Raw genomic sequence first — 14,793 nt, forward strand, 5'->3', positions numbered from 1 at the left:
CGGGCGATTCTCCCCCAATAGGAGCCGGGGGGCTCATCGCGGGCTGCTGGAACGCCGACGGCCCGGCGGTGCAGGTGCACCACCGGGCCGTCGGGACGAACGCAGGATCAGACGAGGCTGACCGCGCGCACCTTGGTGGCATCCATGGCGCCCTTGATCTCCGCGAGCGACTCGACCGAGATCGCGGAGTCGACGGAGAGTGCCACGAGGGCGTCGCCGCCCTTGGCGTCGCGGGCGACCTGCATGCCGGCGATGTTGACGCCCGCCTCACCCAGGATGCGGCCGACGGTGCCGACCATGCCGGGACGGTCCACGTAGGTGAAGAAGGCCAGGTTGTCGGTGGGCTCGATGTCGAGGTCGAAGCCGTTGACCTCGACGAGGCGCTCCTTCTGGGCCATCCCGACCAGGGTGCCGCTGACGGAGATCTGCTCACCGTCGGCGAGCGTGCCGCGGATCGTGATCAGGTTGCGGTGGTCCGGGCTCTCCGACTCCGCGATGAGGCGGACCTCGACGCCGCGCTCGGCAGCGAGCAGCGGGGCGTTGACGTAGGAGACCTGGTCCTCGACGACGTCGGCGAAGACGCCCTTGAGGGCCGCCAGCTCGAGCACCTTGACGTCGAACTGGGTGATCTCGCCACGCACCTCGACGTCGAGGGACTGGGCGACCTCGCCGGCCAGCGCGGTGAAGACCCGACCGAGCTTCTCGGTGAGCGGGATGCCGGGGCGTACGTCCTCGGCGATGATGCCGCCCTGGACGTTGACGGCGTCGGGCACGAGCTCACCCGAGAGGGCCAGGCGCACGGACTTGGCGACCGAGACGCCGGCCTTCTCCTGGGCCTCGTCGGTCGAGGCGCCCAGGTGGGGCGTGGCGACGACGTTCTCCAGCTCGAAGAGCGGGCTGTCGGTGCACGGCTCCTTGTCGAACACGTCGAGACCCGCGGCGGCGATCTGGCCGGACTTGAGTGCTTCGTAGAGGGCGGCCTCGTCGACGATGCCACCACGGGCGGCGTTGACCAGGACCAGCTCGGGCTTGGCCTTCGCCAGCTCCGCAGCCCCGATCAGACCGACGGTCTCGGGGGTCTTGGGCAGGTGCACGCTCATGAAGTCGGCCTCGGCGAGCAGCACGTCGAGGTCGACGAGACGCACGCCCAGCTGGGCGGCGCGACCGGCCTGCACGTAGGGGTCGTACGCGATGACCTTCATGCCGAACGCGGCGAGGCGCTGGGCGACCAGGACGCCGATGCGGCCGAGCCCGACGATGCCGACGGTCTTCTCGAACAGCTCGATGCCGGTGTACTTGGAGCGCTTCCACTCGCCGTTGCGCAGCGCAGCGTGGGCCGGGCTGATGTGGCGGGCGGCGGCCAGCATGAGAGCGACCGCGAGCTCGGCGGCGCTGGTGATGTTGGAGGTCGGGGCGTTGACGACCATGACACCGGCCTGGGTGGCGGCCTTCACGTCGACGTTGTCCAGACCGACGCCGGCGCGGGCGACGACCTTGAGCTTCTTCGCCGCGGCCAGGGCCTCCTCGTTGACCTTGGTCGCGGACCGGACGAGGATCGCGTCCACGTCGACGATCGCGGCGAGCAACTCGGCCCGGTCGGCACCGTTGCAGTTGCGGATCTCGAAGTCCGGGCCCAGCGCCTCGATGGTGGCGGGGCTGAGCTCTTCGGCAATGAGTACGACGGGCTTGGTCACAGCTGGGTCCTCAGCTAGTCAAAATTGGTGGAAATGCGGATCCCGCGGATGGGTCGTCAACGCGGTGTGCACAACGCTGTGCCTGTGGCGATCCTACCTGCGGGCCTCTGCGTCGGAGCGTGAGGTCTGCCTCGATGAGACCGGCTCGGGTGTATCCGGCGTTGCGACCCCGGTCACACGGATCGCGAATTCGGCGACCAGCCCGACCACACCCTCCACCGGTCCGCGCCTCCACACGTGCGGCAACCGCGCCGCCCGCCACGCCGACGCGACGACGACGGCCACGACACTCATCCCGACCACGTTGAGCCAGGTGTCGTCCGAGCGGCCGGGAAAGAGGTCCACCCACCACGCCAACCAAGCGACATGGAGCGAGTAGAGCGTCAACGTCATCGCGCCCACCCAGGCCAGCGGCAGAGCGACCCTTGCCACCGGCAGGGAGGCGAAGGTCACGCACCCGGCGTAGACCGCGCTGGCGAGCACCACCACGAAGAGTTGCTCGGTCCACGTCGTCTGGTAGGCCAGGAAGTCGATCTGGCCCAGGAGCCTGCCCACGATCATCGCTCCGGTCGCGCACACAGCCGCCACCGTGACCGCGGCCGGCAGCCAGGCAGAAGGCTTGGGCCGCTCGCGCGGGAGCAGCAGCCGGGTGAGGAGGATCCCCACGGCGGCCATCAGCACGAGCACGGCCTGGGGGTAGGAGGTGCTGATGAGGAGTTCGAGCCACCACATCCGGGTCGTGTCGCCGGACGTGACCGCGTCGGACCACACCTCGCGGGAGCTGTCGATCGTCCACGGGGCGATCGCCGCGGCGAGGACTGCCACCAGACCCACCAGCCAGGAGGGAGCACGCGAGATCCCCCAGCAGAGCAGCGTGAGCAGTCCCAAGGGAGCCAGCACGATGACCACCAGGGCGGCGCTCTGGGCCAGCAACCAGCCGAGACCGAGCAGCGCGACCGCCCGCACCACGGCTCCGACGAGATGGACCCCGGGGCCGTGTCGTCGTGCGGCCAGCTCGGCGCCGGCCCCCACCAGCAGGGCGAAGAGCGGGAAGGTCAGGAACTCCGAGAGCTGGAAGAGCCCGCCTGGACCAGCGCTCGGAGCGGTGTGGGCCACGAACATCGAGATGATCGCGGCGCCTCGGGCGAGGTCGACCCCGATCTCGCGAGCCCGGGACCGGCTGGGGGCGAGAGAACCTTGGGTCACACCGACATCATGCCGGGCGACGCATTCAGATGGCGCAGCCGTCCGGCCCGCAAGCCACGTCGCCGGTCTCGTCACCCTGGGTCTGGCCATCCCGGGTCTGGCCATCCTGGGTCTGGCCATCCGGGGTCTGGCCCACCATCGTGATCTGCGGGTGAGCATCCGCCCATGCCTGCTCGAGCACCTGGGTGAAGGACTCCGCCGGCTGGGCACCGGAGACGCCGTACTTGCGGTCGAGCACGAAGAACGGCACCCCGGTGGCGCCGAGCGCCCGCGCCTGGTCGATGTCGGCCCGGACAGCGTCCGCGAACTCGTCCCCCGCCAGGACCGCGGTGACGCGCGCGGCGTCGAGCCCGGTGCGTACGGCGACCTCTGTCAGCACTGCGTGGTCGCCCACGTTCGCGTTGTCCACGAAGTGTGCAGCGAGCAGCGCCTCCTTGAGGGCGCCCTGGAGCGTCGGTCCGCCCTCGACCAGAGCCAGGTGGAGCACCCGGTGGGCGTCCACCGTGTTGGCGTGGAACGAGTGGTCACCGAACTCCAGCCCTTCCTCGGCAGCGACACCACGGGTGCGGGCCAGCATCTCGCGCACCTGGTCGGGACCACCGGGGAACTTCGCGCCCAGCGCCTCGAGGGTGGTGAGCGACTGGTCGCGGGGCGCGGTGGGGTCCAGCTGGTAGGAGCGCCAGATGATCTCCACGTCGTCGGCGTGCTCGAACGTGGACAGGGCGGTCTCCAGACGACGCTTGCCGATGTAGCACCACGGGCAGACGACGTCACTCCAGATCTCGATGCGCATGTGCCTCAAACGCGCCGGCGCGACGCGTTGTTCCCCGGCGTCCCCTGAACGGGGCAGGGGGCAACCCTGAGCGCTCTCAGGGTTGCTCGGGGGTCGAGGCGGTTGGTTTCACCGATGTGGCCGGGCAGGTCCGGACGCGAAGGTGAGGTTCATGATCACCATCGACGCACTCAGCAAGAGGTACGGCGGATTCCTCGCCGTCGACGACGTCTCGTTCACGGCACAGCCGGGGCGAGTCACTGGTTTCCTGGGGCCCAACGGCGCCGGCAAGTCCACGACGATGCGGGTGATGGTGGGTCTGACCCCGCCGACCACCGGTGCCGCGCTGGTCAACGGCCGCCACTTCGCAGACCTCCCCAACCCCGGCCGCGAGGTCGGCGTGCTGCTCGACGCCTCCGCGCAGCACGCGGGTCGTACCGGCCGCGACATCCTCAAGGTCGCCGCACTCACGATGGGTCTGCCTCTCAGCCGCGTCGACGAGATGCTCGGGTTGGTCGGCCTCAGTGACGAGGAGGCGACCCGGCGGGTGAGGCACTACTCACTGGGGATGCGCCAGCGCCTCGGCATCGCCGCAGCGCTGCTGGGTGACCCCCACGTGCTGATCCTCGACGAGCCGGCCAACGGTCTCGACCCCGCCGGAATCCGGTGGATGCGCGATCTGCTGCGGACCTTCGCCGACGACGGTGGGACCGTGCTCCTCTCCTCCCACCTGTTGCACGAGATCGAGGTGATCGCCGACGACCTGGTGTTGATCGGCAACGGTCGCATCGTCGCCCAGGGCACGAAGACTGACCTGTTGGCCGCTGCCGGCACCGTCGTCCGCGGCACCGACGTCGATGCACTCGCCGTCGCACTCAAGGCCGCTGGCCTGCACGTCACGCGTACTCCCGACAAGGCCCTGCACACCGATGCCTCCCCCGACATGGTCGGCCGCGTCGCCCTCGCCGCCGGGGTCGCCCTCACCGAGCTCAGGTCCGCCGATGGCGCCGGCCTGGAGGAGATGTTCCTCGAACTCACCGCCGCTTCGCAGCGTGAAGGAGTCGCAGCATGAGCACCACACCGGCCACCTACCGCGCACCCACCCCGTACGACTCGCCCTCCACCCAGATCGGCCCTGCGGGCAGCCCGGTGCGTCGCGGACCACGCGACGACGTTCCCGCCCTTACCTTCACCGCACTGGTGCGGGTCGAGTTCGTCAAGATGTTCAACACCCGCTCGGGTTTCTGGCTGATGGCCAGCATCGCCATCCTGTCGGTGCTCGCCTCGGGGGCAGTGATCCTGTTCGGCGGTGAGAACGCAATCACGTACGCGAACTTCTCGGCCGCCGTCGGGATGCCGATCGCCATCCTCCTGCCGATGCTGGCCATCCTCTCGGTCACCTCCGAGTGGAGTCAGCGCACCGGACTCACGACCTTCACCCTGGTGCCCCACCGGGGGCGCGTGATCACGGGCAAGGCCCTCGTCACCGTGTCGATCGGGATCGTCGGCATCCTCGTCGCCATGGGTGTGGGAGCCCTGGGCAACCTGCTCGGGGCAGCCGTGCACGACATCGACCCGGTGTGGGAGTTCGGCTTCACCGACCTGTTGATGGTCATGCTGGCCAATGTCCTGGGCATGCTGATGGGTTTCACCCTCGGTGTGGTGCTGCGCAACTCCCCCGCTGCCATCGTCGGTTACTTCGTCTACAGCCTGATCCTGCCGAACGTGTTCGGCGCGCTCGCCTTCTACCAGGAGTCCTTCGCCGACGTGTGGCCCTGGGTCGACCAGTTCTACAACGTCACGTCCCTCTTCGAGCGCGTCCCCTCCGACCAGGAGTGGGTCCAGCTGGCCGTCACGACTGTGATCTGGATGGGCGTACCGCTGCTGGTGGGCCTGCGCTTCCTGTTCCGCAGCGAGATCAAGTAGCCCGTCCCTCCCGGGAGGTCATCAGTCCCGGTCGGTGGAGCAACCGGAGGTGATGACGTCCCGGGAAAGAAGCGCGGAACGACCCCCGTCGATCTCTCGACGGGGGTCGTTCGTGAAGCAGTGGAATCAGCGTGCAGCGGAGCCGTCGGTGTAGTCAGCGTCCTGCTGCTTCCACGAGAAGTGGCTGCGCAGTTCCTTGCCCGTGGCCTCGATCGGGTGGGCAGCACCCTTGGCACGCAGCTCGAGGAACTCCTTGCCACCGTTGTCCTGGTCGTCGATGAAGCGCTTGGCGAAGGCACCGCTCTGGATGTCCGCGAGGACGGCCTTCATGTTCTCCTTCACCGACGGGTCGATGACGCGCGGGCCCGAGACGTAGTCGCCGTACTCAGCGGTGTCGGAGACCGACCAGCGCTGCTTGGCGATGCCGCCCTCCCACATCAGGTCAACGATGAGCTTGAGCTCGTGCAGCACCTCGAAGTAGGCGATCTCCGGCTGGTAGCCGGCCTCGGTCAGGGTCTCGAAGCCGTACTGGACGAGCTGCGAGGCGCCACCACAGAGGACGGCCTGCTCACCGAACAGGTCGGTCTCGGTCTCCTCGGTGAAGGTGGTCTTGATGACGCCGGCGCGGGTGCCGCCGATGCCCTTCGCGTACGACTTCGCGAGGTCCCAGGCAGCGCCGGTGGCGTCCTGCTCGACCGCGATGATGTCCGGGATGCCGCGACCCGCGACGTACTCACGGCGCACGGTGTGGCCCGGAGCCTTGGGGGCGACCATGATCACGTCGACGCCCTCGGGGGCGGTGATGTAGCCGAAGCGGATGTTGAAGCCGTGGCCGAAGACCAGGGTGTCGCCCTCGTTGAGGTTGGGCGCGATGTGGTCGGCGTACAGCTTGCGCTGGTGCTGGTCGGGGGCGAGGATCACGATGACCTCGGCGTCCTTCGCAGCGTCGGCCGGGTTGAGGACGGTGAAGCCCTCGTCCTCTGCCTTCGCGCGGGACTTGGAACCCTCGGGCAGACCGATGCGGACGTCGACGCCCGAGTCGCGCAGGTTGAGGGCGTGGGCGTGGCCCTGGCTGCCGTAACCGATCACGGCGACCTTCTTGCCCTGGATCAGGGTCAGGTCAGCGTCGTCGTCGTAGAACATCTCAGCCACGTCGGGCTCTCCTTCTTGAGGGGGTGATGCCGTTGTGAAAGTTTCGCAACGGGCAGGTCGTACGCCACCACCCGGGGTCTCCCCCGGGGCGGCGGGAGTCAGGCGGAGGGGTCGGGCTGCGCGACCGGCACGGGGGCCGGCCTGGCGGTGCGTTCGGTGATGGAGCGGGATCCGCGGCCGATCGCCACCATGCCCGACTGGACCAGCTCGCGGATGCCGAAGGGTTCGAGCACCGCGAGGAAGTCCTTGAGCTTGGCCGAGTTGCCGGTCACCTCGATGGTGACGGCCTCGGGAGCGACGTCGATGACCTTGGCCTTGAAGAGCTGCACGGCGTCGAGCACCTGGCCGCGGGTGTCGTGGTCGGCCTTGACCTTGACCATCAGCAGCTCGCGGCGCACCGAGGAGGGACCGTCGAGCTCGACGATCTTGAGGACCTCGATCAGCTTGTTGAGCTGCTTGGTGACCTGTTCGAGCGGCAACCCCTCGACCTCGACGACGATCGTCATGCGAGAGACGTCGGGCTGCTCGGTCGGTCCGACGGCCAGGCTGTCGATGTTGAACCCACGGCGGCTGAAGAGCGCCGCGATCCGGGTCAGGACACCGGGCTTGTTCTCCACCAGGACGGAAAGGGTGTGCTTGCTCATCAGAGGTCGTCCTCGTCGTACTGGGGCGCCATGTCCCGGGCGTACTTGATGTCATCGTTGCTGGTGCCGGCGGCCACCATCGGCCACACCATGGAGTCACGGTTGACCCGGAAGTCGACCACGACCGGGCGGTCGTTGATCTCCATGGCCTTCTCGATCGTGGCGTCCACCTCGTCCTCGGACTCGACGGCCAGACCCACGCAGCCGTACGCCTCGGCCAGCTTCACGAAGTCAGGGATCCGACGCGCAGGGCCGGTGTGCAGGTCGGTGTTGGAGTAGCGCTCACCGTAGAAGAGGGTCTGCCACTGGCGGACCATGCCGAGCACCTCGTTGTTGATCAGCGCCACCTTGATCGGGATGTCATTGATCGCACAGGTGGCCAACTCCTGGTTGGTCATCTGGAAGCAGCCGTCGCCGTCGATCGACCAGACGGTCGCGTCGGGACGACCGACCTTGGCGCCCATGGCAGCGGGGACCGAGTAGCCCATCGTGCCCAGACCGCCGGAGTTGAGCCAGGTGTTGGGGCGTTCGTACCCGATGAACTGCGCCGCCCACATCTGGTGCTGGCCCACGCCGGAGGCGTAGATGGCCTCGGGGCCGGCGATCTTGCCGAGTCGTTCGAGCACGTACTGCGGGGCCAGGCTGCCGTCCGAGGGCTTGTCGTAGCCCAGCGGGTAACGCTTCTTCAGACCGGCGCAGAAGGCGACCCACTGCTCGTAGTCACCCACGTTGCCCTGCTCGGACTCGAGCTGGAGGGTGATCAGCAGCTCGGAGATGACCTCACGCGCGTCGCCCACGATCGGCACGTCGACGTGACGGTTCTTGCCGATCTCGGCCGGGTCGATGTCGGCGTGGATGACCAGCGCGCCGGGCGCGAAGGAGTCCAGGTTGCCGGTGACGCGGTCGTCGAAGCGCGCACCGAGGCTGATCATCAGGTCGGAGCGCTGCAGACCGGCCACCGCGGGCACCGTGCCGTGCATGCCGGGCATGCCGAGGTGCTGCGGGTGCGAGTCGGGGAAGGCACCGCGAGCCATCAAGGTGGTGACGACCGGGATGCCGGTGAACTCGGCCAGGGCGAGCAGCTCACGGGAGGCGCGCGAGCGGATCACGCCACCACCGACGTACAGGACCGGACGCTTGGCAGCGAGGATCATGCGTGCGGCTTCGCGGATCTGCTTGCTGTGCGGACGGGTGACGGGCCGATAGCCGGGGAGGTTGATCTCGGAGGGCCAGTCGAAGTCGGTCATCGACTGCAGGGCCGACTTGGCGACGTCGACCAGCACGGGCCCGGGGCGACCGGTCGAGGCGATGTGGAACGCCTCCGCGATGGTGCGGGGAATGTCGGCCGGGTCGGTGACCAGGAAGTTGTGCTTGGTGATCGGCATCGTGATGCCGCGGATGTCCGCCTCCTGGAAGGCGTCGGTGCCGATCATCGAGGCACCCACCTGCCCGGTGACGGCGACCATCGGCACGGAGTCCATGTGGGCGTCCGCGATGGGGGTGACCAGGTTGGTCGCGCCGGGACCCGAGGTCGCCATGCAGACACCGACCTTGCCGGTGGCTGCGGCGTAACCCTGGGCCGCGTGGCCGGCACCCTGCTCGTGGCGAACGAGGATGTGGCGGATCTTCTTGGAGTCCATCAAGGGGTCGTACGCCGGGAGGATCGCTCCCCCGGGGATCCCGAAGATGTGCTCGACTCCAGCGTGCTCCAGTGATCGCACCAGGCTCTGTGCGCCGGTGATCGCGCCGCCCTGCTCGCTCATCTCTGTCTCTTCCTCACTGCCCTGCTCGTCGGCGGCCCGGTCGGCCGCCATCGGTGTGTGCCCAACAAAAAACCCCTCGGCCGGAGTCGGCGACGAGGGGAGACGCGTGCGTCTGGGGAATTCAGATTCCTCAGCTCACGCGTCCAGTGCGTACAAGAAGGTCCATGCGCATAGACCAACGGTCGCCGTCGTGGCACCCAACGTCAACCTAGTCTGCCACGCGTCCCAGATCGTGGTACCGCGGTCCAGATGATGAGGGCCTCCAGCAGCGCTGCCTGAGCGGTGGGCAGGGTTCCACCGCGTCCGCGTGACGAACAATCGTGACGCAGACCACGGAGCGTGAGACCATCCCTGTCATGTCGATCGCGACCCAGATCAAGCTGTTCCACGAGCGCCGCATCGCCCTGCCAATCCCGGCAGACGCGCGAGTGCTCGATGTCGGCAGCGGTGACAAGCCCTCGTGGCGGGCCGACGTCCTGCTCGACCTCTACCCCGGCGAGGAGTACGCCTCCCAGCGTTCCGGCTCCCACGGCGCCAAGGTGAGCCGCCCCCTCTTCGACGCCGACGCGAGCAACATGCCGTTCCGCGACGGCGCGTTCGACTACACGATCTGCTCCAACCTGCTGGAGCACGTGCCGGACCCGGCCGCGGTGCTGGAGGAGCTGATGCGGGTCTCCCGCGCCGGTTACATCGAGGTCCCCGAGGCCGCCAGCGCCAAGATCGTGGACTTCCCCAGCCATGTGTGGTGGTGCCGGATGGAGGGAGGCACCCTGGTCTTCGAACCCAAGACCAAGCGCTTCTTCGACGACGAGGTCGGCGAGTACCTCGCCCGGACCGGGCTCGAGGTGCCGGTACGCAAGGTGCTCGACAGTCGCTTCGAGGACCGGGTGGTCATGCTCCACTGGCAGGACAAGGTGAAGTACGAGGTCAAGGGTGAGGTGCCCGCCGACTTCATGGCGCGGGCGCTCACCGAGCCCGGGCACTCCAAGGACCTCGCCACCCGGGTCATCCTGGCAGCCACCGACGTGCTGACGTGGCGGACCCGTCGCGGCCTGGCCCGCCGCGGGATCCGCTTCAACGACGTCGTGAAGACCGAGTTCCAGCGCAGCGACAACCCTGTCCTCGAGCCGCAGATCTACCGCCTCTGACGCCTGCCCACGGCGGCACGGCACCGGGACAGCGACGTCAGATCAGTTCCTGGGTGAGGCTCCGCTCGGCACCCGCCACGGTGACCCGGGCCAGCGCCCCGTTGACCAACGGGAGGAATGGCGGCACGTGGCCGCAGTCGACGTCGAAGACGATCGGCAGGTCCAGCATCGCGAGCGCGTCGCGGACCGCGTCACGTTGGCTGAAGTCACCCGAGGCGGGCGCCGTGGTGCGTCCGATGAGGATCGCCTCCGCCTCGTCGAACCATCCCGCGAGTCGCAGGCCGTGCAGGTTGCGGCAGATCTCCAGAGCTGGGTCCCCGAAGGCCTCCAGGTAGACGATGAGCCCCTCGTCCGCGTGCTCGCGACCGAACGCCGCCACGTCACCGTAGGGCGTCCCCGCGAGGTTGCTGATCGTCTCGATGCAGCCACCGATCAGACGGCCTGTGACGTCGACCCCGCCGCCGCCCGCGACCTCCCAGGTGCCCGTGGCGTCCAGGTCGTACGTGGTGATGGCCGGGTCCGCCTCCCAGTCGTCGTGACCACCGCTGCGGTGGACTCCCGGGGCGTGCTGGGTGATCGGTCCGGTGCCGGCGAGCACGTCGGTCCAGTGGCGTACGCCGTCGGCCGGGGCGTACGGCGTCTCCATCAGGTTCGCACCGTGCAGCGTGGCCCAGCCCAGTCGCAGCGTGAGGGGCAGGAGGAGTGTGCTGATGTCGCTGTAGCCCACCAACCAGGTGGGTTCCGCGGTGGCCAACGCGTCCCAGTCGAGGTGGTCGACCAGGTCGATCGCGGTCTCGCCTCCCCACGGCGGCAGCACCACGCGGATCGCCGGATCCAGCAGCATGCGGTTGAGCTCCGCGGCTCGCTTCTCCACCGGGGCGCTGAGGTGTCCGGCGTCGCCGCCCATGCAGTCACCGACCTCGACCTCGTACCCGGCGTCGCGCAGCCAGGTGATCGCGACATCGAGACGGCCGCGGAGGGCGGTCTGCACCCCGCTGGAGGGACTCGTGATGCCGATCCGGTCGCCGGGGCTCAGGGGCTGGGGGTAGCGAATCATTCGGCCATCCTGTCCGCGTCACCGTCCACGGGCAACCGGGCCCCCTGATCCAGGGCGCCGGCAAGCGCCACTCCCCCGAGACGACGGCCGACGCCGACGGGCAACCGGAGGTCACTGGAAGCTGACGAACCGCACCTTGGGTCGGATCTTCCGGACGGCGCGCGGGCGCATCATCGGGACGTCCTCGTCGTAGAAGAGTTTGAAGCCCATCCTGAACTGTCGCGGCCGCGCGAGCGCCCGGTAGGTGTCGAGCTTCTGCGACGGCGTACCGAACCCGTCGATGTGGAGCACCTCGGCCAGCTCCGGACGGTCCACCAGCCGGTCGGGACGGACGATCATGGAGCTGCGGAACGAGTGCAGCATGAAGACCTTCTCGGGCAGGTCCTGCCGGCGGGTGAGGCGGTCGAGCCAGGCCGAGACCTGGTTGACCTCACGTGCCCGCACCGAGCCGATCACCCTCCCGGGGACCTGGCGCGGACCCATCCGCCACTCCGGGTCCAGGGCCAGTCCGACCAGGGGATGCTCCAGCGCCCACTCCCAGCGCTTGGCGACGGTGAGGAAGTCGTCGCGACCGGGCTGGATGTCCAGGACGACCAACGCGCCGTTGCGTTCGGCGGCCTTGATGTAACTCCGCACCGCCCGACGTGAGATGTCGTGGTTGTAGTCGCCGTCCTTGCCGGGAGTGGCGTCGGCGACGGTCACGATCAACTCGTAGACCGGCAGGATCTGCTCCCCGCGACGCTTGAAGTCGCGGGCCGCCCGGCGCAGCCGACGGTGCATCTGGTCGGGTGGACGTTCGCCCAGCACGCCGAGCGCGTCGGTGCCCGCGGTGCCGTAGTAGGCGACCAGGAACCGCTTGCGTCCGAAGACCTTGGTGCCGCCCCCGGGCAAGGTCGACATCGACGCAGTCTCGTTGGCGACCTTGGTCGTCACCGCGGGGGTGGGCGCGGGCGTCTCCTGGGTGACGTTCTCGGGTGCCTCGCTGGTCGACCCCTTGGTCGACTGGCTCCTCGACTCGGTCGTCGACTCGTCGGCGCCCAGGCCTGCGATCGACACGGCCGCCACCAGACAGCAGAGGACCAGCAGCGCGGACACGTACGCGGACACAGCGCGTCTCCCCCGGAACATGTGGCGACCCTAGACGGGATCGTCGTCGAACGCGGGTAGACCGTCGATGCTGGTCCGGTTCTTCTGCTGCCGGTAGGCGACGATGCCGTCCGCTCCGCGGCGTTCCATGTTGGGGGTGAGCAGGTCCCGCTCGGCGTCGAGGCTCATCAGCGGCAGCGAGAAGCCGCACGAGTCACTGACCCGCTCGACGTCGACCACGATCACCGCTCGAGCAGCCGGATTGGGCGCGAACCGGCCTGCCCATGCGTCGAAGTCGTCGTCGTAGCGGCTGACCACTCGTCCCCGTCCGTGCAGGCGAACGATGTTGGGTGTCCGGTCGAACGAGCAGAACATCACGGTGATCCGCCCGTTCTGGCGCACGTGGGCGATCGTCTCAGCACCACTCGCGGTCAGGTCGAGATAGGCGACCGTGTGTTCATCGATGACCGCGAACGTGTCCGCCAAGCCCTTCGGCGAGAGGTTGACGTGGCCACCGTCGCCGGAGGGCGCGGTGGCCACGAAGAAGACGGACTGGGCCTCGACGAAGGCCTTCAGGCGCTCGTCGATGCTCCCGTACGTCTTCCCCATCGGTGGAGATCAGCTCGTGACGGCGCCGTGGGCGGCGGACTGCACGGTCTTGGCGTACTTGCCCAGGACCCCGCGGGTGAACTTGGGCTTGTTGGGCTCCCAGCCGACCTTGCGCGCCTCGAGGTCGTCGATGACGACGTCCAGGGACGCGTTGGCGACGTCGAGGGTGATCGGGTCACCGTCACGGACGAAGGCGATCGGGCCACCGTCGACGGCCTCGGGTGCGATGTGGCCGACGCAGAGGCCGGTGGTGCCGCCGGAGAAGCGACCGTCGGTGATCAGCAGGACGTCCTTGCCCAGACCGGCGCCCTTGATCGCACCGGTGATGGCGAGCATCTCGCGCATGCCCGGGCCGCCCTTGGGGCCCTCGTAACGGATGACCACGACGTCGCGCGCCTTGATCTCGCCGGCCGTGAGCGCGTCGAGCGCGGCGCGCTCGCCGTCGAAGACGCGAGCGGTGCCGGTGAAGGTGGTGTCGTCGAAGCCGGCGCTCTTGACCACGGCGCCCTCAGGCGCCAGGGAACCGTGCAGGACGGTGATTCCGCCGGTGGCGTGGATCGGGGCGTCGAAGGCGCGCAACACCTCTCCGTCCAGACCGTTGGGGGCCAGCGCCTCGAGGTTCTCGGCCATCGTCCTGCCGGTCACGGTCAGCACGTCACCGTGCATGAGGCCTGCGTCGAGCAGTGCCTTCATCACGACCGGGATGCCGCCGATCTTGTCGATGTCGTTCATCACGAAGCGCCCGAACGGCTTGAGGTCGCCGATGTGCGGCACCTTGGAGCCGATGCGGTTGAAGTCCTCCAGCGTGAGGTCGACCTCGGCCTCGCGAGCGATGGCGAGCAGGTGCAGCACGGCGTTGGTGGAGCCACCGAGCGCCATGACGACGGCGATCGCGTTCTCGAAGGCGGGGCGCGTCATGATCTGGCGGGCGGTGATGCCCTGGCGCAGCATCTCCACCACGGCCTGACCCGAGCGGTGGGCGAACCCGTCACGGCGACGGTCGACCGCCGGCGGGGCGGCGCTGCCGGGAAGGCTCATGCCCAGCGCCTCGGCGACCGACGCCATCGTGTTGGCGGTGTACATGCCGCCACAGGCGCCTTCGCCGGGGCAGATGGCGCGCTCGATCCGGTCGACCTCCTCGCGGGTGATCTTGCCGGCCAGGCAGGCACCGACGGCCTCGAAGGCGTCGATGATGGTGACGTCCTCGCCGTCGACCTGACCCGGCATCGTCGACCCGGCGTACAGGAAGACGCTGGCGAGGTCGAGGCGGGCAGCTGCCATCAGCATGCCGGGCAGTGACTTGTCGCAGCCAGCCAGCAGCACGGAGCCGTCGAGGCGCTCGGCCATCATCACGGTCTCCACCGAGTCAGCGATCACCTCGCGGCTCACCAGGGAGAAGTGCATGCCCTCGTGGCCCATGGAGATGCCGTCGGAGACGGAGATCGTGCCGAACTCCAGCGGGAAGCCGCCACCGGCGTGCACGCCGTTCTTCACGGCCTTGGCCAACCGGTCCAACGACAGGTTGCAGGGGGTGATCTCGTTCCAGCTGGAGGCCACCCCGATCTGCGGCTTGACCCAGTCGTCGTCACCCATCCCGACGGCACGGAGCATGCCGCGCGCGGCAGCCTTCTCCAGACCGTCGGTGACGTCGCGGGACCGGGGCTTCATGTCGGGGGCGTCGCTCATGGGCCTGACTTTAGTCCGGGTCTCCGACCGGCTCGGGGGCGGACCGCAGG

General features: G+C 68.7%; 13 protein-coding genes. 3 read left to right on the plus strand and 10 right to left on the minus strand.

Translation table 11 applies throughout. From position 1 onward, the window contains the following. Window positions 1–107: 107 nt before the first annotated feature. The 3 genes from serA to DNK52_RS01795 all read right to left on the minus strand — a co-directional run bounded on the left by serA (window position 108) and on the right by DNK52_RS01795 (window position 3,693). Entirely contained in the window at window positions 108–1,694 is a 1,587-nt protein-coding gene (gene serA / locus DNK52_RS01785; RefSeq protein WP_110238941.1) for a phosphoglycerate dehydrogenase, read from the minus strand. A gap of 93 nt (window positions 1,695–1,787) precedes the next feature. Further along, the gene (locus DNK52_RS01790) at window positions 1,788–2,900 is read right to left on the minus strand and encodes a hypothetical protein (RefSeq protein ID WP_110238943.1); all 1,113 of its coding nucleotides are present in this window, start codon (window positions 2,898–2,900) and stop codon (window positions 1,788–1,790) included. A gap of 25 nt (window positions 2,901–2,925) precedes the next feature. Next, a complete protein-coding gene (locus tag DNK52_RS01795) occupies window positions 2,926–3,693 on the minus strand; it encodes a DsbA family oxidoreductase (protein WP_110238945.1) in 768 nt (255 codons plus the stop codon). Window positions 3,694–3,844: 151 nt separating this feature from the next. Between DNK52_RS01795 and DNK52_RS01800 the strand changes: the two genes are divergently transcribed. Continuing rightward, window positions 3,845–4,744 (plus strand): ABC transporter ATP-binding protein, encoded by a 900-nt coding sequence (locus tag DNK52_RS01800; RefSeq protein WP_204163332.1) that lies wholly within the window; start codon window positions 3,845–3,847, stop codon window positions 4,742–4,744. Then, entirely contained in the window at window positions 4,741–5,598 is an 858-nt protein-coding gene (locus DNK52_RS01805; protein ID WP_110238949.1) for an ABC transporter permease subunit, read from the plus strand. The genes DNK52_RS01800 and DNK52_RS01805 overlap by 4 nt, the downstream gene beginning before the upstream one ends. 126 nt (window positions 5,599–5,724) lie before the next feature. Here DNK52_RS01805 and ilvC read toward each other — a convergent pair whose 3' ends face one another. From ilvC to DNK52_RS01820, 3 genes are all read right to left on the minus strand, one after another. Then, a complete protein-coding gene (ilvC, locus tag DNK52_RS01810; RefSeq protein WP_110238951.1) occupies window positions 5,725–6,750 on the minus strand; it encodes a ketol-acid reductoisomerase in 1,026 nt (341 codons plus the stop codon). 98 nt (window positions 6,751–6,848) lie between these two features. Continuing rightward, window positions 6,849–7,394 (minus strand): acetolactate synthase small subunit, encoded by a 546-nt coding sequence (gene ilvN, locus DNK52_RS01815; RefSeq protein ID WP_110238953.1) that lies wholly within the window; start codon window positions 7,392–7,394, stop codon window positions 6,849–6,851. Beyond that, window positions 7,394–9,157: an acetolactate synthase large subunit gene (locus DNK52_RS01820; protein ID WP_239455399.1), complete on the minus strand. Its 1,764-nt coding sequence runs from the start codon at window positions 9,155–9,157 to the stop codon at window positions 7,394–7,396. The genes ilvN and DNK52_RS01820 overlap by 1 nt, the downstream gene beginning before the upstream one ends. Window positions 9,158–9,477: 320 nt before the next feature. On the opposite strand from DNK52_RS01820, the gene DNK52_RS01825 reads away from it, so the two are divergent. Further along, on the plus strand, window positions 9,478–10,305 hold the full coding sequence (locus DNK52_RS01825; protein ID WP_110238957.1) for a class I SAM-dependent methyltransferase: 828 nt from the start codon (window positions 9,478–9,480) through the stop codon (window positions 10,303–10,305). Window positions 10,306–10,342: 37 nt separating this feature from the next. Here the strand turns inward: DNK52_RS01825 and DNK52_RS01830 are convergent, their stop codons facing one another. The 4 genes from DNK52_RS01830 to ilvD form a co-directional block, all read right to left on the minus strand. Next, the gene (locus DNK52_RS01830) at window positions 10,343–11,362 is read right to left on the minus strand and encodes a S66 family peptidase (RefSeq protein WP_110238959.1); all 1,020 of its coding nucleotides are present in this window, start codon (window positions 11,360–11,362) and stop codon (window positions 10,343–10,345) included. Window positions 11,363–11,473: 111 nt separating this feature from the next. Further along, window positions 11,474–12,469, minus strand: coding sequence for a hypothetical protein (locus tag DNK52_RS01835; RefSeq protein WP_110238961.1), 996 nt, complete (start codon window positions 12,467–12,469; stop codon window positions 11,474–11,476). Window positions 12,470–12,499: 30 nt separating this feature from the next. Next, complete coding sequence (locus DNK52_RS01840) at window positions 12,500–13,057, minus strand: pyridoxamine 5'-phosphate oxidase family protein (RefSeq protein ID WP_110238963.1); 558 nt, start codon at window positions 13,055–13,057, stop codon at window positions 12,500–12,502. Between the two features lie 9 nt (window positions 13,058–13,066). Continuing rightward, window positions 13,067–14,743 carry a dihydroxy-acid dehydratase gene (gene ilvD, locus DNK52_RS01845; RefSeq protein WP_110238965.1) on the minus strand — a complete coding sequence of 559 codons (1,677 nt, stop codon included), beginning with the start codon at window positions 14,741–14,743 and terminating at the stop codon, window positions 13,067–13,069. Window positions 14,744–14,793: the final 50 nt, after the last annotated feature.

The sequence above is a fragment of the Nocardioides gilvus genome (genome assembly GCF_003194605.1).
GTDB lineage: Bacteria > Actinomycetota > Actinomycetes > Propionibacteriales > Nocardioidaceae > Nocardioides > Nocardioides gilvus.